Genomic DNA, 19,619 nt, shown 5'->3' with positions numbered 1-19,619 from the left:
CGCCCGTCCACGTAGGGTGCGCCGACCGTTTTCGGGCCGGGCCGGTTTGTGCGTGCCCGGCGGCCAACCCTTTTTCCAGCCAGCCCCCAAGCCATGAAACGCCGCCTGTTGCGCCTTTTCGGCATCGTCTTCCTTGTCGCTGTCCAGATCCTGGCCGTGTGCCTCGTGGTGGATTTCTTTTTCCGCAAATACGAAAAGGAACACGTCTATTCCTACGCCAGGCCGGGCGCCGCCTCCTATTCCCTGGAGGCGATGCTGCTCAACGACCACCATGACGTCGTGACCCGGAAAAAACCGGCCGGTGAATTCCGCATCCTGGCCATCGGCGATTCCTTCACCTTTTCCGTGACCAGGCCCGAATTCGGGCTGTGCGCCGCCATCGAAAAAAAGCTCGGCGCCCTCGTCCCGGGCCGCACGGTCCGGGTGGTCAACCTGGGCTTTCCCTCCATCTCCTTTCCCGGCTATCTTGAACGCCTGTATTTCTGGAGCCAGGCCCTGGAGTACGACGCCGTGGTGTTCAACGTCTACCTCGGCAACGACTTCAACGACGTGCGCGAAACGCCCTACGACCCGGCGGCCCTCAATGCCCGCCTGGCCGACCTCTGCCGCCTGGGCCTGGCCTACGGGCCCTACACCCTGGTGCCGCACCAGTACCCCTTCCGGTTCATGGACTTCATCAAGGCGCAGGTGCTGTTCAAGCTCCAAAGCGACAAGGAGTTGCGGCGCCTGCTCTTTCTGCCCGATCTGGAGACGCTCGGCGTCCTGCCCGACGGCGCCGACACCCGCTACCGGTCGCTTCTGCCGCTTTCCCCGGCCCAGATGGCCTCCGAGCGCCGCTCCACCATGAAGCCCTTTTTCCGCGACACCCTGTTCGCCTACCAAAACGACATCCCCTGGTACGAGTTGCTGCTGGCCACGGCGGCCAGGCTGCGGGAGGCGGGCAAACCCGTGCTGGTCATGCTCGCGCCGCCGGAAGCGGCCGTGGACCCGGCCATCGGCCGGCAGGCCGCCCGGGACCTGGGCCAGGCCCCGGAGGCCTTCGATTTGGCCCTGCCCGCTCGCCTGACCCGGGAACTGGCCCGGCAGGTCGGGCTGCCCCAGGCGGATATCCTCGACCTGACCCCCTGCCTGGCCGGGACGACCCCGGACGGCCACGGGACCTATTCCGGCCGCGATACCCACTGGAGCCCCGAGGGCAACGCCTGGGTCGGCGATCTGGTGGCCAAGGCCCTGGCCGGGCGCTGGTTCGGCCAAAAAGGCCTGGAGGGCGCCTGCCCCGAGGCCGCGCCGGCCTTCGAGCCGCTGCCGGCCGCAACGCTTGCGCCACCGACGGAGGTGGCCGCCGAGGCCGCGGCCATCGTGGCCGGCTGCCCGCCGCGCTGACCGCGCACCCCCGTGTTTCCCACCAACCAGTCGCCCCAGCGACGAAAATGTCCGTCGCTGTGCCCCGGCGCCTGGGGCCGGGGCCGTGGGCACGGCCTAGCGGCGCCATGTAATTCCGATTCCACTTCGACGGTGGAATTGGTATATATCGTTAATATAATTATATGTTTTTGAAAGTGGCTCGCGTTGTGTCCTGAATTGGGTAGAGGGCGCGAGGCCGCATTGGCGCGGTCGTTGTGGAGTCCTGGCGACCCCATTTCCCAAGGATGCGCGGCCGGATGGGGTGTCCTCCTCCTGGCCGGCCGGCATCCCGACGCTTCCTCGCGTGATCGGCTTGCGGTTTCCGTGTCTGGCGGCAAAAACGACGTTGTATCGGGCAGCGTCGTTTTTGTGTGCCAGGCATGACGCGCATCGAGGAGGTGAAAGTCCTCCCCAGGCCCTGATGGTGGGAAATGGTCGCCGGAGGGAAGGCCGAGCGCCGGTTGAATCGGCCTTGACAACAGCGGTGAAGTTCGGTCGAAAGAGAGGTAATTCCACCAGTGTCGGGGTCGTTGCCCTCTGGCAGGGTTTTCTTAACCGCAGTGCTGCATGAGGTGACGTATGAAAAGGCACCTAGTGTTTCTGCTGGTTTTTTTTGCCTGCCTTTGTTCCGAAGCCATGGCCTGGACCGTTACAGGAACCGGCCTCACCGATTGCCAGGATGCGAATGGCTGGCCTGTCAGCTGCCCGCATTCCGGACAGGACTGCTACGGGCAGGACGCGAACTTCCGCAGGCCCATGCAAACGTTCAACCTGGGCAACCAGAGCCTGGCCGTGGACACGCATACCGGTCTGACCTGGCAGCGCAATGATGATGCCGTCCAGCGTAATTGGGCCGAGGCCGTGAGTTATTGCGCGGAATTGGTTCTTGAAGAATATGACGATTGGCGATTGCCGAGCATGAAAGAGCTTCAGACGATTTATTACTTAAAAAACAATGAATATTATGCCTGTATCGATAACACATGCATCAGCAAGATGGCTTTTCCCAATACGCGCAGGGACGGGCCATATTGGTCCGACACGACGTCACATGCCGAGAATTCGAATGCCTGGTATCTTTCCTTCAACGGACTGGCCACCGGGGCGATGAACAAGGACGGAGAAGCCTACACCCGCTGCGTTCGCGGCACAGTCCTGCCCCATGGGCCATTCGTCGCTGCGGATGCGGTTGTCAACGATCAGGCCACGGGATTGATGTGGGAAAAAAATGTCAGCGACGCGGACATGAGCTGGCCTTCCGCCTTGGCCTATTGCTATGGCCGGACGACCGGAGGCTATACGGACTGGCGCTTGCCGGACATACGCGAACTGGACAGCATCGTCGATTTTTCCACGGACACGCCCGCCCTCGACGCGGCATTCACAACGGCCAATCCGTCCCTGTGGCTCTGGTCGAGCACTCCGTCAAAGATAGACGGCGGGGATACACGAGCCTTTGGTATCAGTCAGGAGTTCGGCTATACGGATACGCTCGGTGGGGCGGCCATCCACGCGCTTTGTGTCCGTGGCGGCCAGGTCACGCCGATAACGCCCTCTGTTCCGTTTTCGCTCTTCTTGCTTGGCGATAATTGAAGTGTTCAAACGGCTTCCGCTTTTCCACCAGGGGGTTGCCGTTGGCCGCCAAGCCGGGAACTCTCTCCGCCGTCCCGCCGTCCCGCCGTCCCGCCGTCCCGCCGTCCCGCCGTGCTCCGTTGCGGAGCGGCCGGCCGGATGGCGGGGCGAACGGCGTGTCCGTCACCGAGGCCGGCACGATGGTCATGAGGCAGTCCACGGTGGACATCAGCCTGGCCTTGCCGGCAGAGGCCGCGACCTTGGCCACCTCGGCCTGGTTGGCCTGCATCCTGGCGGGACACCACGGGAACAGCCCGGCCATGACCCGGCTGTCGGCCAGGGCCGAACGTATCGCCCGGACCTGTTGGTCGGCGCGGGGCCGCCCGGCTTCCCCGGGGATGGTGCCCCGTATCGGGCCGCTCGGAGGTCTTGCCGCCACCGACCGGGTCCCCGGGTGGCCGCACGCCCGGGGCATCAGGCCGGGAAAGGGGTCCGATATTGATCCGTTGTGCCGCCGACGGAGGTGGCCGCCGAGGCCGCGGCCAGCGTGGCCGGCTGCCCGTCGCATGGACCGCGCACCCCGCATATCCTACCAAATTGTCGCCAGACCGACGAAAATGTTCGTCGTTGCGGCGCCCTCGCCTGTGGGAAGGGCTGCCTGGGCGGCCTGGCCTGGCCATTTGCGGGCCATGGCGCCGTTGGCACGGCCTTTGAATAAAGCACAATGACCCCAGTTCCCAAGGATGTGCGGCCGGATGGGGTGTCCTCCTCCTGGCCGGCCGGCATCCGGCGCTTCTTCGAGTGATCGGCTTTTGGGTTTCCGTGTCTGGCGACAAAAACGGCGTTGCATCGGGCGACGTCGTTTTTGTTTTTGGGCGTTTGGACGCAGTGCGGCTCGAACACCGCTTTAGATGAAATGGTGTCCGTTCGAATTTGTAGAGATGTCGCCTGGTTGCAACGATTTTGTTTGCGTGTGTTCAGTCAATCGCAGAGAGTGTTTGCGATACTGCACTGGTATTCATGCGGAAAATGGCGATGGTACGGGCTGTGCTCTAGGCAGGGAAGCTTCTTGCAGGGGGGCGGCTTCGGGAGGGGCGAAATTGCGCGCGCTCCTTCCGGAACCGCCGGAAAAAAGCGACACAGTCTGTTCGGAGGTCCATCGGATGCGGAAGATCGCCATCTACGGCAAAGGCGGCATAGGCAAGTCCACCACCACCCAGAACACCGTGGCCGGGCTGGCCGAGATGGGCAACCGGGTCATGGTCGTGGGCTGCGACCCCAAGGCCGATTCCACCCGCCTGCTGCTGGGCGGGCTGCAACAGAAAACCGTCCTCGACACCCTGCGCGAGGAGGGCGAGGACGTCGACCTCGATGACATCCTCAAGGAAGGCTACAAGGGCACCCGCTGCACCGAATCCGGCGGCCCGGAACCCGGCGTGGGCTGCGCCGGCCGGGGCATCATCACCTCCATCAACCTGCTCGAGCAGCTCGGCGCCTACCAGGCCGACAAGAAACTCGACTACGTCTTCTACGACGTCCTCGGCGACGTTGTCTGCGGCGGGTTCGCCATGCCCATTCGCGACGGCAAGGCCGAAGAGATCTACATCGTCTGCTCGGGCGAGATGATGGCCATGTACGCCGCCAACAACATCTGCAAGGGTATCGTCAAATACGCCGACGCCGGCACCGTGCGCCTTGGGGGGCTGATCTGCAACAGCCGCAAGGTCGACAACGAACGCGAGATGATCGAGGAACTGGCGAGCCGCCTGGGCACCCGGATGATCCACTTCATGCCCCGCGACAACCAGGTCCAGCGGGCCGAGATCTACCGCAAGACCGTCATCGACTACTCCCCCGAGCACCAGCAAGCCGACGAGTACCGGGCCCTGGCCAAGAAGGTCCACGAAAACGAGATGTTCGTCGTGCCCAAGCCCCTGTCCATCAACGAGCTGGAAAAGCTGCTCATCGATTTCGGCATCGCCAACTGAGGCGGCCCGTCCCCTTCCCTCCGTCCGTCGCCACGGGGCGCGCCGCCCTGCGTCCCGTGGCCCCTTTCCGCGACACGCCCGCAGCGCGAGGCACCGCCGCCGCGTTGACATGAGGCCGCGTTCCCCCTTTACGGGGCTGCGGCGATGGGGTAGCGCCGAGGGGCCGGTCGTGTCGTGTCGCCGGCGGCAGCCATGACCATCCGCATCGCCCTGCGAAACCTGCTGCACGACCGCGTGCGCCTGGCCGTGACGCTCACCGGCGTCGTCTTCGCCGTGGTCCTCATCGCCGTCCAGGGCGGGCTGTTCGTGGGCTTCACCCAGGCAACCACCTGCGTGATCGACAACACCGAAGCCGAGGTCTGGGTGGCCTCGCGCGGGGTGCGCAATTTCGACGTCACCCATCCCCTGCCGCCAAGCAAGTTCCACCAGATCCTGGGCGTGCCCGGCCTGGCCCGGGCCGAGCGGATCATCGTGCGCTTCGCCAACTGGAAAAAACCGGCCGGCGGCCGCGAATCCGTGGAAATCGTCGGCTTCGACCCGGGCTCGGGCCTGGCGAGGCCCTGGGACGTCACCACCGGCGGCCTGGCCGCCTTGCGCCTGCCCGACACCGTGGCCGTGGACAAGCTCTATTTCCACAAGCTCGGCATCACCGGCGCGGGCGACCGGGCCGAGATCGGCGACCGCCGGGCCCGGGTGGTGGCCGAAACCTCGGGCATCCGCTCGTTTACCACCTCGCCCTACGTCTTTGCCTCCTACGAGAACGCCTTGCGCTATACCGGCATGGCCGACGGGGAATGCACCTACGTCCTGGCCCGGCCGGTGCCCGGGGTCACGGCCGAGGCCCTGGCCGAGACCATCCGCCGCCAGGTGCGCGACGTGGACGTCTTCACCCGCGAGGAGTTCGCCGGGCTGACCCGCCACTACTGGATGTTCACCACCGGCGCCGGCATGGCCCTGCTGATCGCCGCAAGCCTCGGGCTCGTGGTCGGCGGGGTGGTGGTGGCGCAAACGCTCTACGCCACCACCATGGACCACCTGCCGGAATTCGGCACCCTGCGGGCCATGGGTGCCCCGGGCGCCTACATCCACCGCATCATCGTCATCCAGGCCGTGGCCGCCGCCCTGGTCGGCTACGGCTGCGGCATCGCCATCAGCTTTTTCCTGGTCGACCTGGCCGCCCGGGGCGGCGCCTCCATCGTGTTGCCGCCGACGCTGTCCGTGGGGCTTTTTTTCCTGACCGTGTTCATGTGCGTCACCGCCGGCCTGGTTTCCATCCGCAAGGTCACGACCATCGACCCGGCCATGGTCTTTCGGGGGGCCTGAGCATGGTCGCCGGGGAGACGCTGCTGGCCGCCGCGGGCGTGGCCAAGACCTTCACCCTCGGCAAGGTCGAGGTGCCGGCCCTGCGCGGGGTGGACGTGTCCGTGGCCGCCGGCGAGGTGGCGCTTTTGATGGGCCCGTCGGGCTCGGGCAAGACCACGCTGCTGTCCATCCTCGGCTGCATCCTCTCGCCCACGGCCGGCAGCGTCGCGGTCATGGGCCGGGAGACGGCTGGCCTGCCCGAACGCGAACTGGCCAAGGTGCGCCTGGCCCACATCGGCTTCATCTTCCAGGGCTACAACCTTTTCCCCACCCTCTACGCCGTGGAAAACGTGCAGGTGGCCCTGGATCTGCGGGGCATAACCGGCCACGACGCCCGGGCGCGGGCCCTTGAGGCCCTGGCTTCGGTGGGGCTGGCCGACAAGGCCGACGTGCTGCCTAGGGATTTGAGCGGCGGCCAGAAGCAGCGCGTGGCCATCGCCCGGGCGCTGGTGGCCGAGCCCGAGATCTTGCTGGCCGACGAGCCCACGGCCGCGCTTGATTCCGAAACCGGCCGGGCCGTCATTGGGCTGTTGCGCGAACTGGCCGTCAGCCACGGCCGGTCCGTGGTCATCGTCACCCACGACCCGCGCATCGCCGATTTCGCCGACCGGGTCATCCGTATCGAGGACGGCCGCATCGTGGCCGAAGCACGGGAGCCCTCGTGATGCAGCGCCTGCTGGTCTTGCTCGTCGCCGCCGCCATGGTGGCCACCGGCGCCTGGTGGATGTCCCGAAACCGGGTCGACAGGCCGCGCCAACCGGTCCCCCAGGGGGCGGCCGCGCCCGCGCCTGGCGCCGGTTCGAACGACCCGGCCACATCGCCGCCCGTCGCCGGTTCGGCCGCGCCGGCCACCCGGGCCGCTACCGTCGCCTGGATCGCCGCGCCGGGGCGGGTGGAACCCCTGTCCGAAGAGATGCGCCTGGGCTTCGATTTGGCCGGCAAGATCAAGGAAGTGCTGGTGGAGGAGGGCGACCGGGTGCGCCAGGGCCAGGTGCTGGCCCGCCTGGCCGCCGACGAGTTGCCGGCCCGGGTGGAGGCGGCCGAGCAGGGGCTGGCCGCCAGCGAGGCGGCCTTCGCCAAGGTCGTGGCCGGCGCCCGGGACATGGAGCGCAAGGAGGCCCGGGCGGCCGTGGACGAGGCGCGGGCCATCCTGGACGTGGCCCGGGTGGAAAACGAGCGCCGGCGGCGGCTTTTATCCCGCGAGGTCCTGTCCAAGGAGGAGGCCGACCGGGCCGAGCGCGAATACCGGGTGGCCAGCGAGCGCCTGGACGCCGCCCGGCAGCGTTTCCGGCTCGTGGACGACCCGACCCGCGAGGAGGACGTCAAGCGGGCCATGGCCGAGGTGGGCCAGGCCCGGGCCAGGCTCGAGGAAGCCCGGGCCCTGGCCGAAAAAGGCGTCATCCGCTCGCCCATCGACGGCGTGGTCCTGCGCAAGCACCGCCGGGCCGGGGAGATGGTGTCCGTGTCCTTCGACACGCCCGTGGTCACGGTCGGCGACGTCAGCCGCCTGCGCGTACGCACCGACGTGGACGAGCGCGACATCGACAAGGTGGCCGTGGGCCAGAAGGTCCTGCTCATGGCCGAGGCCTTCGGCGACCGGCGCTTTGTCGGCCACGTCTCCCGGGTGGCCGGCATCCTCGGCAAAAAAAACATCCGCACCTACGATCCGGCCGAGAAAAACGACACCCGCATCCTGGAAACCCTGGTCGATGTGGACGAGCCGGCGGCCTTGCCCGTGGGCCTGCGCATGGACGTCTTCATCTTGACCGCGCCGGGCGGCGAGGCAAACCTGCCGGCCTACCGGCCGTAGGACGAAATCAACGGCAAGACGTCGGGTCTGTGCTGATGGAGAGTCTTCTCTCGGCATGATCCGTCTCGGGCGGGTTGCGCTGCCGCCGGAGAGCCGCAAGGCCTCCGCGCCGCCGGCCGGCCTGGCGCCCGCGTCGTCAACGGACGGCACCGTCCTCGCCGCCGAGGGCCGCCCGGGCGATGCGGCCCGAGGGGTCGGCCAGGGCCAGCCGCCGGACGAAACGTTCGCCCTGGCCGAGCCGGGCCGCCGTGGCCCCGGCCAGACGCACTTCCTCGACGCCCGCTTCCAGACGGCAGCCGCGCAGATTGGCCAGGCCCAGCTCCAGGGCCAGGGACCAGTCGTCGGGCCGGCGCAGGGTCAGGTCGGAAAGCAGGCCCACCCGTTCGGCCTCGGTGCCGGGCTGGCGGCGCAGGAGCGCCTCCAGCCGCCGCTCGATGTCCACATCGTGGGGATGCAGGGCCTGGGCGGCGATCAGGCACTGGACGGCGGTTTCCGGCAGATGGACGGCGGGGTCGAAGGGCATGCCCGGCGCGGCGACTTCGCCAACGGCCTCCAGGGCCTTGGCGAAAAAAAGCAGATAGTCGCGGGGGGCTCGCAAACGCGGCGCGTCGCGTCGGCCCGAGGCGGCCAGGAAGCCGACATAGGCCCGGGCCGCCGTGGCCGCGTCGCAAAGGCGCAGGGCGGCCAGGGCGCAGGCGCAGGCGCTTCGCGCGTCGCCGGACAGTTCCGGCCGGGTCAGGCACAGGGCGCACAAGGCGGCCGCCAGCTCCCGGTTGGCGTCGGCCAGGGCCAGTTGCAGCCGGGCGGCCACGATGGCCGGCGTGCCCGGCGCCTCGGCCACAAGCCCCCAGATGGCGGCCCGGGGCGTGGCCAGCTGGCCGGCCCGGTTGAGGTGGTAGACGGCCAGGGCCGTGCCCGCCCGGGCCTGGCTGTCCCGTGGCGGCGGCCCGGCCCGCCGGAGGAGGCCCAGCAGGGCGGCGGCCCGGTGCTCGGGCAGATGCCTGGCGGCCACGGCGGCCCAGGCGGCCCGGCCCAGGCGCTCGGTCAGGTCCGGGTGGGCCAGGGCGAAGCGCAGCCGCTCGTCGAGTTCCAGCACGTCGTCGTAATAAAATGCCTCCCGGTCCGGGGCGAAGAGTTCCTCCACCTCCCGCGGCGCGCGCGGCGACACCACCAGGCAGCCGCTCGAAGCCGCCTCGAAAAGCCGCAGGTTCACCTCGCCGGCGATGCACTCGTTGGGCACGATGCGGGCCGTGTCGTAGGCCGCGCCCAGGGCCGGGCCGAAGGCGTCCTGGCGGTGGCTGAGCCCGAAGCGGGCGAGGTGGTCGCAAAACCAGCGCCGCCGGTGGCGCTGGGGGCTGAGCCTGCCCACGAAGGCCAGGGCCTGGGCGCGGTCGGCGTGGGGCACGAAGGGGCGGTCCTGGCCGTGCCAGGGTATCCAGGCCGCGGGCCTGGTCCCCGGCGGCGCCAGGTCCGCGAGCAGATGGGGTTGGCTCGTGGCCACGGCGCAAAACCCCGTGGCGTAGTGGCGCTGCCAGAAGGCATTGAGGTGCGTGTCCAGGGACCAGAAGACCGTGGGGCAGGGGGCCTTGTCCAGGCCGGTGAGGACCAGCCGCCGGCCCAGGTGCTCCTGGTGCACGACGCAGTCCACGGGTTCGGCCAGGCCGGCCAGCAGTCGGGGCAGGTCGGCCAGGCCCTCGGGCGGGTCCAGGGAAACGACCCGGCAACCCAGGCCGGTGAGGGCCGGCCCCAGATGGGAATGGATGAGGCAGATTGTTTCGGGGCGGGCGGTCATGCGGTGTCGCTTTGGCGGTGTCGCGGCGCCTGGGCCTTGGCCGCAGGTGCCGCGGGGCAACGACCGGCCAGGCCTCGCCGGGAGGCGGCTATCGTCCCGCCGGGCGGGGCGGCCGTCGTTGCGTCGGTCGGGCGGCCTGTGGCCCGCCGTTTACACGGTCGGATGCGGCCGGGCCTGCTCGCCGTGGCGGACGGCTCGGGCGCGCCCTGGCCGCTTTCGGTCCCCGTCACCGCCATCGTCGGTTTGGGCCGGTTGCCGCTCGTGTCGCCGGTCCCCGGACCCGGCTCGCCGCCAGAAGCGGGTGTGGCGGCGCGGCGCGGCAGCTGTTGCCGCCCGTGCCGTTTGTCCCCGGCGACGGCCGGTCGCCAGGGGCGTTTGCGGCAAGGCGGCGCGGCGCCGGCTGGCGGCGCCTGGCCGCGCGGGGGCGCCGCTAGACCGTGACCACGGAATTTTCGCAATCGCCGAAAGGCGAAAAGGCGTATTTGTCCGCCTCGGGGTCGCTGATCCAGATGTCGCCGTCGATGAGGTAGCGGTACTGGTACTCGCGGCCGGTGGCCAGGTCGAGGGTGGCCGAAAACGAGCCGTCTTTCTGCTTGCGCATGGGCGTGGCCCCGATTTCCCAATCGTTGAACTCGCCGACAAGGTGCACCTCACGCGCGGCCTTGGCCTGTTCCTTGGCCAGGTTGAAGGAGACCTTGCAAATCGGCTTGCTCTTCAGCGGCTTTTTCTTCAGGGACATGCACTTCCTCCTCGGTAAAGGCCGTCTTGGCGCGGCGAGCCTGGCCGCGCCGCGCACGATCGGACCTTGCCCAAGGGGTATCCGCTCTTTGTGTCGATGTAAAATCTTTTTTGAAGAAACACGGAAACACGGCGGATCAGATCAACTCTTCCCGCCGCAGCTCCTCGACCATGGCGCGCAGGTCGATGGGTTTGGTGAAATAGCAGGTCACCTGGCCCTTGAAAAAGGAGGTGCTGATGTTTTTGATGTCGTCATGGCAGGTGATCATGACGGCCTTGGCCTCGCGGCCGGGCGCGACCTTGCGCTCCCGCTCCAGTTCGCGGATGGCGCAAAGCGCCGTCTGCCCGTCCATGACCGGCATCTGGATGTCCATGAAGACCAGGTCGAAGGGCTCGGCGGCGTCGAGTGCCGCCGTGAAACGGGCCAGCCCATCGCGGCCGTTGCCCTCGCAGGCGCACTCCCCGAAGCGGGACAAGGTGGCCGAAAGCGCGATCTGTGAAACCGGATCGTCGTCGACAATGAGTATTTTCATGGGCGCCCCTTTGGCCCGGCCGCACCGGACCATGTAGGCCGTGGTGCCAAAAAAGGAAAACTGATGCAAGTACGTAAGCGACCCGGAATGGCCGGACGAAGGCTGGATTTTTTCCGTCGCCGCCCCTAGAATGCCCCCAGGGGCGACCCCCTTACCCGCCGCTTCATGGGCAACATGGGAACATACCGCATGATCAGATCCTTTTTTTTCGCCTTGAGCGTGGCGCCGCTGACCATTTTTTTCAGCAGCCTGTGCTGGGTTTTCGCCTGCCTCGGCCGTAACGGGGCCTTCTCCCACCGGCTGGAGGCCCTTTGGGCCACAAGCCTGCTGTGGTGTGCCGGCGTGCGCGTCAAGGCCGACCTGTCGGCCCTGACCCCGGGCGAAAGCTATATTTTCATGGCCAATCACCAAAGCCACATGGACATCCCCATCCTGTTCGCCGTCCTGTCCGGCTTCAATTTCCGCTTTCTGGCCAAGGAAAGCCTTTTCACGATACCTGTCTTCGGCCCGGCCATGCGCCGGGTGGGCCATGTGGCCATCAACCGGGAAAACCGCCGCAAGGCCATGGAATCCATCAAGGAAGCCACGGACCTCGTGTCCAATGGCGTGGGCCTGCTCGTGTTTCCCGAGGGAACCCGCGCCGTGGATACCGCGCGGCTGGGCCCGTTTAAGACCGGCGGCATGATCGTGGCGCTCAAGTGCCAGGCCAAGGTCGCGCCCATCATCATCACCGGCTCGGCCGGCCTTTTGCCCAAGCACGGCAAGCGGGTGCGCTCCGGAACGGTGACCGTGCGCGCCCTGCCGCCGTTCGACCCGCACGCACAATACACGCTCAAGGAGCGTGAGGCTTTCAAAAACGACCTTTGGGCCCGCATGGACGGGGCCTACCAGGAGATGCGACAATGAACGCCAACCCCGCCGTGACCCTCTACCCATTGGGAGGCCTCGGCGAAATCGGGCTCAACTGCATGGCCCTGGTCAGCGGCGATTCGATGATCGTCGTGGACTGCGGCCTGATGTTCCCCGACGACTCCCTGTTCGGCATCGACGTGGTCATTCCGCGCTTCGATTTCCTTTTGGCCAACAAGGACAAGCTCAAGGGCATCCTTCTCACCCACGGCCACGAGGACCACATCGGCGCCTTGCCGTGGCTCATGCGCTCCTGCGACGCGCCCCTTTACGGCTCGGCCTTCACCCTGGCCCTGGCCGCCAAGAAGCTCGAGGAGCACAGCCTCAAGGAGTTCACCCGCTTCGTGCCGGTCACCGGCGGCGAGACCCTGACCCTCGGCGATTTCCGGGTCACCTTCTTCCCGGTGTGCCATTCCATCGTCGAGGGCTTCGCCCTGGGCATCGAGACCCCGGCCGGGCGCATCGTCCACACCGGCGACTTCAAGATCGACCGCACGCCCCTGGACGGCCACGCCACGGACCTGGCCGCCATCAAGGCCTTCGGCAAGCCGGGGGTCATGCTGCTGCTGTCCGATTCCACCAATGCCGAGCGCGAGGGCTTCGCCCTGACCGAGCGCGAGATCAAGTCCACCCTGGACGGGATTTTCCGCGACGCGCCGGGCCGGATCGTGGTGACGCTTTTTTCCAGCCACATCCAGCGCATGCAGGAGATCTACGACCTGGCCCACGCCTGCGGCCGCAAGGTGGCCGTGTCGGGCAAGTCGCTTTTTTCCAATATCGAGATCGCCCGCGACCTGGGGCATCTGCGCGTGCCGTCGGGCACCGAGGCCAGCCTCGACGAGCTGCCGGGCCTGCCCGACGACAAGGTGGTGCTGCTGGTCACCGGCTCCCAGGGCGAGCCCCTGTCCGCCCTGTCGCGGCTGGCCTACGGCGAGCACCGCCAGATCAAGGCCCAGAAGGGCGACACCGTCATCCTGTCGTCGCGGTTCATCCCCGGCAACATCCGGGCCATCACGCGCCTTATCAACCGCCTCTACAAGCTCGGGGCCGAGGTCCTCTACGAGCGCGTCCAGGCCATCCACGCCTCGGGCCACGCCCACGGCGCGGAACTGCGCCTGATGCTCGAAACCGTGTCCCCCAAATACTTCATCCCCATCCACGGCGAATACCGCCACCTGGTCAAGCACGCCCGCATCGCCGTGGCCTGCGGCGTGGCCCCGGAACGGGCGCTCGTCATCGAGGACGGCCAGCCCGTGACCTTCAGCCAGGGGTTGGTGCGCCTGGAGGAGTCCATCCCCGTGGAGCACATCTACGTGGACGGCAAGGGCGTGGGGGACGTGGGGGTCACGGTGCTCAAGGAACGACAGCTCCTGGCCGGCGAGGGGCTGGTCATCGTCGTGCTCGTGGTGGACGAGAAATCCGGCGAGCTGACCTTCGGGCCGAGCATCCTCTCCAAGGGCTTCGTCTTCGAGCAGCACTACAGCCACGTGCTCGAAGACGCCAAATGCATCGTGCTCGACATCTTCGAAAACGTGCCCCCGGGCCAATCCGATTTGCTCAAGGAGCGCATGCGCTCCGCCTTGCGGCGCTTTTTCCGCAAGGTCCTGGAACGCGATCCCGTGGTGGTGCCGCTGGTCATCACCTTGTAGGTCCGCAGGGAGGCCTTGCGCCATGAAAGTGCTGCGCGTGCGCCGGGGGGACAGGACGTATTACGGCCAGCTGCTGTTGCCCCAGCGGGCCGTGCGCTGCCTGGACCCGGCCTTGGGTGTGCCCGAGGTGGTGGGCTTGTCGGAAGTGACGGTGCTGCCGCCGGTTGCCCCCTCCAAGGTCGTGTGCGTGCTGGACAATTTCCCCGGCAGCCCCCGGGGCCGCGCCCAGGCCGACGGCCCGCTCCTTTTTCTGAAGCCGCCCTCGGCCATCATCGGCAGCGGCGAGGCCATCCTGCTGCCCCGGGCCGTCGCCCGGGTGGAGGCCTTCGGCGGGCTGGCCGTGGTGCTCGGCCGGGCCTGCCACAACGTGGCCCCGGCCGAGGTGCCGCGCTGCCTGTTCGGCTTCGCCTGCGCCAACGACGTCACGGCCGGCGACCTGTACGCCGCCGACGGCCTGCCGGACCGGGCCAAGGGCTTCGACACCTTCGCCCCCATCGGGCCCTGGATCGAGACCGCCGTGGCCGACCCGTCGGCCCTGACCCTGCGCACCCGAGTCAACGGGACCCTGGTCCAGGAGGCCAGCCTGGCCGACATGGCCGTCTCCCCCTTCGACCTGGTCAGCTTCGTGTCCGGCGTCATGACGCTGCTGCCCGGCGACGTGATCCTCACCGGCTCGCCGGCCGGCGGCGGCCGCCTGGCCCCGGGCGACGAGGTGCGGGTGGAGATCGACGAGGTGGGCGTGCTGATCAACGCCGCCCGGGGCGAAGCCGAACGGGCGCCCTTGCAGTGACGCGGCCGGGGCGGGAAGCCTCCGGCGCCAACGGGCCGGCGTCCGCGGGGCTCGCGCTTGCGCACAGGCCCCGGCGGGGGAGTAGGCCAGGAACCGATCGGGTTACGTGAAGACCCGGCAGGTGCGGCCTTCGCGGCGGCCACATTCCACGTAATGCCGGTAGGGGTCGCAGTCGGCGGCCAGCACGTCGGGGTTGGCGATCAGGTAGCACAGGATGTCGAAATCTTCGGGCACCAGGGGCCTGGCCGGCGAGGCGGCGAAATGGCGGGCCTTGTGCAGGGCCGCCGCGGCCACGCAACTGGAAAAATCCCGGAAATGGGCCACCGCGTCGGCGAGCAGCCCGGCCACGGTCGGCGTCGGCGGCGGCTGGGCGGCGGCCAGGGCCGCGAAGGTCAGGTTGGGCCTGCCCGGGTAGGCCGCCCGGGGGCGCGGGGCGCCGTGGCGGTCCAGGAAGGCGTGGACCGCGTCCTGCACGGCCGGGTCGAAAAAGAAAAACCGCTCCCGGTCGGCGTCGCCGGTCACGTACTTGTCGCACAGGGCCTGGCACAGCGCCATGTTGCCGCCGCTTGCCCGGTTGAGGGTCAGGAAGGCGAAGGCCTCCCCGGCCGACAGCGACCGGTTGAACCGGGCCGGGCCGGTCCCGCCGGGCCGTGGCGCCTCGGCCGCCTCGGGCGCCGGCAGGCCCAGGGCGGCGAAAAAGGCCCCGGCCGCGTCGTGGCGGCAGGCGTCGTAGTCCAGGCGCAGCAGCGAGAAAAGCCCGCCCGAATCGGCGCACACCCGGGCGAGAAAAGCCGGGGCCAGCAGCGGCCGCAGGTAGCCTTCCTCGTTGCCGGCCAGGGCCGCGTCCAGCCAATCGGCGCAGCCGTCGCGCTTGACCGCCTGCAGCCAGACCGAAAAATACCAGGCATACGGGTCGCGCTCGAAGACCACGAACCGCGTCGGCAGGCCCAGGGCGGTCAGGCTGGCCAGCAGCGCCCGCCAGCCGGCCTCGGGCAGGGCGCACAAGGTCTCCGAGGACAAGAGCACGGTGTCGCAAGCGGCCCGGGCGGCCGCGTCGAGCTGGGCAAGGAGATGCTCCCGGATGCGCCCGGCCGCGCCGTCCGGGTCCACCCCGGCCGCCTCGGCCAGAAGGGCCAGGCCGTAGGCATTGCCCGAGGTGCGGGCCGCCCCGCCCGGGGCCAGCCCCATGTCCGGGTCCGGCACGAAGACGCCCAGGCGTGAAAGCCGCCCGGCCTTGCGGGCCAGGGCGAGTTGGATGGCCGTGGAGCCGGTTTTTTTGAGTCCCGCGTGGAGCACGATGCGCATGGTTCATCCGTTGGCTGTCACGGCCGTGGGGTAGCGGCCGGCGCGGCCCCTGTCAACGCGGCCCCTGTCAACGCGGCCGCCCGGCCGGAAGGGCCGCGATTGCCCCTTGCCTTTTTTTTTCAGTCGGTCTACAAACCGCCGTTTCCCAAAACACACGCCTCGCCCGCATCCTGGGTGCCGGCCGGACCGGTGACCGCCTGGCGAGACGGAGGACAAACCCAAGGAGATCCCATGCCTTACGTGACCATGAAGCAACTGCTCGAGACCGGTGTCCACTTCGGCCACCAGACCCGCCGCTGGAACCCCAAGATGCGGACCTTCATCTTCGGGGCCAGAAACGGCATCCACATCATCGACCTCCAGCAGACCGTCAAGCTCTACCAGAAGGCCCACGACTTCGTGGCGGGCATCGTGGCCACCGGCGGCCGGGTGATTTTCGTCGGCACCAAGCGCCAGGCCCAGGAGTCCGTGAAAAAGGAAGCCGAGCGCGCCGAGCAGTTCTTCGTCACCAACCGTTGGATGGGCGGCATGCTCACCAACTTCCAGACCATCAAGAAAAGCATCGACCGCCTGAAGAACCTGGAACGCATGTTCGAGGACGGCAGCATCAAGCGCTTTCCCAAGAAGGAAATCGTCATGATGGGCCGCGAGGTGGAGAAATTAAACGCCACCCTTGGCGGCATCAAGAACATGGACCGCCTGCCCCAGGCCGCGTTCATCATCGACCCCAAGCGCGAGGAAATCGCCGTCCAGGAATGCCGCAAGCTCGGCATCCCCATCGTGGCCGTGGTGGACACCAACTGCGACCCCGACGTCATCGACTACGTGATCCCGGGCAACGACGACGCCATCCGGGCCATCAAGCTGTTTGCCGCCAGCATCAGCGAGGCCTGCCTCGAGGGCGCCGCCCAGACCAAGGACGCCCCCGTCGCCATGGACAAGGACGAAAAGCCCGAACCGGCCCCGGCCCCCGTCGCCGAGGAAGCCGCATCCGAAGAAACCACCGAAGAGTAGGAGGACCGCCCCATGTCCGATATTTCCGCCAGCTCCGTGAAAGCCCTGCGCGACAAGACCGGCGCGGGCATGATGGACTGCAAGAAAGCCCTGACCGAGTGCGCCGGCGACGACGAAAAGGCCGTGGCCTGGCTGCGCGAAAAGGGCCTGGCCAAGGCCCAGAAGCGCGCCGGCCGCGCCACCTCCGAGGGCGTCATCGGCTCCTACATCCACTCCACCGGCAAGATCGGCGTCATGGTCGAGATCAAGTGCGAGACCGACTTCGTCGCCCGGTCCGAGCGCTTCCAGGAATTCGCCAAAAACGTGGCCATGCAGATCGCCGCGGCCAACCCGGTCTGTCTGGCCCCCGAGGACGTCCCGGCCGACCTTTTGGCCAAGGAAAAAGAGATCTTCAAGCACCAGGCCATGGAAGAGGGCAAGCCCGAAGCCATCGCCGAGAAGATCGTCGAAGGCCGCGTCAAGAAGTTCTACAAGGAAATCTGCCTGCTCGAACAGGCCTTCATCAAGGACGACAAGGTCAGCATCAAGGACCTGCTCAACGAGCTCGTCGGCGTCCTGGGCGAAAACGTCCAGATCGGGCGCTTCACGCGCATGGCCCTGGGCGAGGACGCCGCCTAGGCCGTCGCGAACCGACTTCCAAACGGGCCGCAAGGCCCGTTTTTTTTGCCGTCGCATCGCTTGCGCCCGGGGCGGGATTTCCCGCCCCGGGCCCCTTCCTCCCGCAACCCAAGGGGGTTTCATGTCGAATTTGCGGTTTTCCCAGGTTTTGCTTAAGATCAGCGGCGAGGCACTGGCCGGGGGTCGCCCGTTCGGGATCGACAACCTGACCATCACCAACTTCTGCGGGGAAATTGCCCAGGCGGCCGCGGCCGGGGCCAGGATTTCCCTGGTCATCGGCGGCGGGAACATATTTCGCGGTGTCTCGGAACAGGCCGCCGGCATGGACCGGGCCTCGGCCGACTACATGGGCATGCTGGCCACGGTGTTAAACGCCCTGGCCGTGCAGGAAGGCCTGGAGAAGCAGGGGCTGTCCACCCGCGTCATGTCGGCCATCTCCATGCGCGAGGTCTGCGAGCCCTACATCCGCCGCCGGGCACTGCGGCATTTGGAGAAGGGCAGGGTGGTCATCTGCGCCGCCGGGACCGGCAATCCGTATTTCACCACGGACACCGCCGCGGCGCTGCGGGCCATGGAGCTCAAAACGGAGGCCATCCTCAAGGGAACCAAGGTCGACGGCGTCTATGACAAGGACCCGGTCAAGTACCCCGATGCCGTCAAGTACGACAGCCTGACCTACATGGACGTGCTGGAGAAGAGGCTGCGCGTCATGGACACCACGGCCATCAGCCTCGCCATGGACAACAACCTGCCCATCGTGGTCTTCAACATGTTCACCCCGGGCAACCTGACGCGGGTGCTCACCGGGGAACCCGTGGGAACGGTGGTCAAAGGAGACGAGTGATATGCAGGCAGTGCTTACTGATGCCGAGGAGCGCATGAAAAAGGCGCTGGCCTCGCTGGACAAGGAATTCGCGCGGTTGCGCACCGGCCGGGCCACCACGAGCCTGCTCGACGGCCTGCGCGTGGACTACTACGGCACCCTCACCCCCCTGGACCAGATCGCCTCGGTGTCCACCCCCGACAGCCGCACCATCACCATCCAGCCCTGGGACCGCAAGGCCTTCAACGACGTGGAAAAGGCCATCCTCAAGTCCGACCTCGGGCTCACCCCGGTCAACGACGGCAAGATCATCCGCATTTCCATCCCGCCCCTGACCGAGGACCGCCGCAAGGACCTGGCCAAGGTGGCCAAGAAATACGCCGAAGAGGCCAAGGTCGCCGTGCGCAACATCCGCCGCGACGCCAACGAGGCCCTCAAGAAGAAGAAAAACGACAAGTCCATCAGCGAGGACGACCAGCACAAGGGCCAGGAAGACGTCCAGAAGCTCACCGATGCCTACATCGCCAAGGCCGAGGAGATCCTTTCCAAGAAAGAAAAGGAAATCATGGAGATCTAGTGGCCGATTCCACGTCTGTCCCCAAGCACGTGGCCATCATCATGGACGGCAACGGGCGCTGGGCCACCTCCCGGGGGCTTCCCCGCAGCGAAGGCCACCGGGCCGGCACCGAGGCCGCCCGGGGGGTGGTCACCCGTTGCCGCGAGCTGGGCATCCGCCACCTGACGCTCTACACCTTCTCCAAGGAGAACTGGGGCCGGCCGGCCGACGAGGTCAAGTTCCTGTTCGACCTGCTGGTGCGCTTCCTGACCCGCGAGCTCGACACGCTGCTCACCCAGTCCATCCGTTTCATGGTGCTCGGCGAACTGGCCGAACTGCCCCTGGCCACCCGCAAGGTGCTCTCCCACGTCATGGCCAAGACCGCCCACTGCACGGAGATGACGCTCAATCTGGCGCTCAATTACTCCGGCCGCGAGGAGATCCTGCGCGCCTGCCGGCGCCTGATCGCCCAGGGCCTGCCCCCCGAGGCCGTCACCGAACAGCGCCTGGCCGCCGAACTCTATACCGTCGGCCAGCCCGACCCCGACCTCATCATCCGCACCAGCGGCGAGATGCGCCTGTCCGGCTACCTGCTGTGGCAGTCCGCCTACAGCGAATTCGCTTTCCCCGAGACGCTGTGGCCCGATTTCACGCCGGCCCACCTGGACGCGGTCCTGGACGACTTCCGCAAGCGCTCCCGGCGCTTCGGCCTGACTAGCGAACAGGTTTCCGCGCAGTAGGCGGGCGGCCCACCGC

At 67.7% G+C, this 19,619-nt stretch carries 18 protein-coding genes; 14 read left to right on the top strand and 4 right to left on the bottom strand.

Annotated features, from left to right (window positions below; all coding sequences use genetic code 11):
- Positions 1-93: 93 nt before the first annotated feature.
- From ACP59X_RS20710 to ACP59X_RS20685, 6 genes are all read left to right on the top strand, one after another.
- Complete coding sequence (locus ACP59X_RS20710) at positions 94-1,383, top strand: alginate O-acetyltransferase AlgX-related protein (protein ID WP_428562174.1); 1,290 nt, start codon at positions 94-96, stop codon at positions 1,381-1,383.
- 600 nt (positions 1,384-1,983) lie between these two features.
- Positions 1,984-2,997, top strand: a complete 1,014-nt coding sequence (locus ACP59X_RS20705; protein WP_428562172.1) for an Lcl C-terminal domain-containing protein — start codon at positions 1,984-1,986, stop codon at positions 2,995-2,997.
- Positions 2,998-4,139: 1,142 nt separating this feature from the next.
- The gene (nifH, locus tag ACP59X_RS20700) at positions 4,140-4,964 is read left to right on the top strand and encodes a nitrogenase iron protein (RefSeq protein ID WP_428562170.1); all 825 of its coding nucleotides are present in this window, start codon (positions 4,140-4,142) and stop codon (positions 4,962-4,964) included.
- A 192-nt stretch (positions 4,965-5,156) separates the two neighbouring features.
- A complete protein-coding gene (locus ACP59X_RS20695; RefSeq protein WP_428562168.1) occupies positions 5,157-6,287 on the top strand; it encodes an FtsX-like permease family protein in 1,131 nt (376 codons plus the stop codon).
- Between the two features lie 2 nt (positions 6,288-6,289).
- A complete protein-coding gene (locus ACP59X_RS20690) occupies positions 6,290-6,991 on the top strand; it encodes an ABC transporter ATP-binding protein (protein WP_428562166.1) in 702 nt (233 codons plus the stop codon).
- A complete protein-coding gene (locus ACP59X_RS20685; protein WP_428569985.1) occupies positions 6,991-8,136 on the top strand; it encodes an HlyD family secretion protein in 1,146 nt (381 codons plus the stop codon). Before ACP59X_RS20690 ends, ACP59X_RS20685 begins: the two co-directional genes overlap by 1 nt.
- 136 nt (positions 8,137-8,272) lie before the next feature.
- Here ACP59X_RS20685 and ACP59X_RS20680 read toward each other — a convergent pair whose 3' ends face one another.
- The 3 genes from ACP59X_RS20680 to ACP59X_RS20670 all read right to left on the bottom strand — a co-directional run bounded on the left by ACP59X_RS20680 (position 8,273) and on the right by ACP59X_RS20670 (position 11,199).
- On the bottom strand, positions 8,273-9,928 hold the full coding sequence (locus tag ACP59X_RS20680) for a glycosyltransferase family protein (RefSeq protein ID WP_428562164.1): 1,656 nt from the start codon (positions 9,926-9,928) through the stop codon (positions 8,273-8,275).
- A 430-nt stretch (positions 9,929-10,358) separates the two neighbouring features.
- Positions 10,359-10,667: an isoamylase early set domain-containing protein gene (locus ACP59X_RS20675; protein WP_428562162.1), complete on the bottom strand. Its 309-nt coding sequence runs from the start codon at positions 10,665-10,667 to the stop codon at positions 10,359-10,361.
- Positions 10,668-10,803: 136 nt separating this feature from the next.
- Positions 10,804-11,199 carry a response regulator gene (locus ACP59X_RS20670; RefSeq protein ID WP_428562160.1) on the bottom strand — a complete coding sequence of 132 codons (396 nt, stop codon included), beginning with the start codon at positions 11,197-11,199 and terminating at the stop codon, positions 10,804-10,806.
- Between the two features lie 189 nt (positions 11,200-11,388).
- On the opposite strand from ACP59X_RS20670, the gene ACP59X_RS20665 reads away from it, so the two are divergent.
- Genes ACP59X_RS20665 through ACP59X_RS20655 form a run of 3 tightly spaced genes read left to right on the top strand, consistent with a single transcriptional unit; the run spans position 11,389 to position 14,547 of the window.
- Positions 11,389-12,105, top strand: a complete 717-nt coding sequence (locus tag ACP59X_RS20665; RefSeq protein WP_428562158.1) for a lysophospholipid acyltransferase family protein — start codon at positions 11,389-11,391, stop codon at positions 12,103-12,105.
- Positions 12,102-13,757: a ribonuclease J gene (locus ACP59X_RS20660; RefSeq protein ID WP_428562156.1), complete on the top strand. Its 1,656-nt coding sequence runs from the start codon at positions 12,102-12,104 to the stop codon at positions 13,755-13,757. The genes ACP59X_RS20665 and ACP59X_RS20660 overlap by 4 nt, the downstream gene beginning before the upstream one ends.
- Before the next feature lie 22 nt (positions 13,758-13,779).
- Positions 13,780-14,547 (top strand): fumarylacetoacetate hydrolase family protein, encoded by a 768-nt coding sequence (locus ACP59X_RS20655; protein ID WP_428562154.1) that lies wholly within the window; start codon positions 13,780-13,782, stop codon positions 14,545-14,547.
- Positions 14,548-14,649: 102 nt separating this feature from the next.
- On the opposite strand, the gene ACP59X_RS20650 is transcribed toward ACP59X_RS20655, so the two are convergent.
- Entirely contained in the window at positions 14,650-15,852 is a 1,203-nt protein-coding gene (locus ACP59X_RS20650) for a hypothetical protein (RefSeq protein WP_428562152.1), read from the bottom strand.
- A gap of 231 nt (positions 15,853-16,083) precedes the next feature.
- On the opposite strand from ACP59X_RS20650, the gene rpsB reads away from it, so the two are divergent.
- The 5 genes from rpsB to uppS all read left to right on the top strand — a co-directional run bounded on the left by rpsB (position 16,084) and on the right by uppS (position 19,603).
- Positions 16,084-16,866, top strand: a complete 783-nt coding sequence (rpsB, locus tag ACP59X_RS20645; protein ID WP_428562150.1) for a 30S ribosomal protein S2 — start codon at positions 16,084-16,086, stop codon at positions 16,864-16,866.
- Positions 16,867-16,878: 12 nt separating this feature from the next.
- Complete coding sequence (tsf, locus tag ACP59X_RS20640) at positions 16,879-17,484, top strand: translation elongation factor Ts (protein WP_428562148.1); 606 nt, start codon at positions 16,879-16,881, stop codon at positions 17,482-17,484.
- A 121-nt stretch (positions 17,485-17,605) separates the two neighbouring features.
- Positions 17,606-18,328: a UMP kinase gene (pyrH, locus tag ACP59X_RS20635; RefSeq protein ID WP_428562146.1), complete on the top strand. Its 723-nt coding sequence runs from the start codon at positions 17,606-17,608 to the stop codon at positions 18,326-18,328.
- A gap of 1 nt (position 18,329) precedes the next feature.
- Positions 18,330-18,884, top strand: a complete 555-nt coding sequence (frr, locus tag ACP59X_RS20630; RefSeq protein WP_428562144.1) for a ribosome recycling factor — start codon at positions 18,330-18,332, stop codon at positions 18,882-18,884.
- Positions 18,884-19,603, top strand: a complete 720-nt coding sequence (gene uppS / locus ACP59X_RS20625; RefSeq protein WP_428562142.1) for a polyprenyl diphosphate synthase — start codon at positions 18,884-18,886, stop codon at positions 19,601-19,603. The genes frr and uppS overlap by 1 nt, the downstream gene beginning before the upstream one ends.
- Positions 19,604-19,619 lie beyond the last annotated feature (16 nt).

Origin of the sequence: Solidesulfovibrio sp. DCME, assembly GCF_049995385.1 — a bacterium.
Classification (GTDB): Bacteria; Desulfobacterota; Desulfovibrionia; order Desulfovibrionales; family Desulfovibrionaceae; genus Solidesulfovibrio.
The sequence above is the reverse complement of the archived record's forward strand: the minus strand, read 5'-3'. Positions and strand labels throughout refer to the sequence as shown.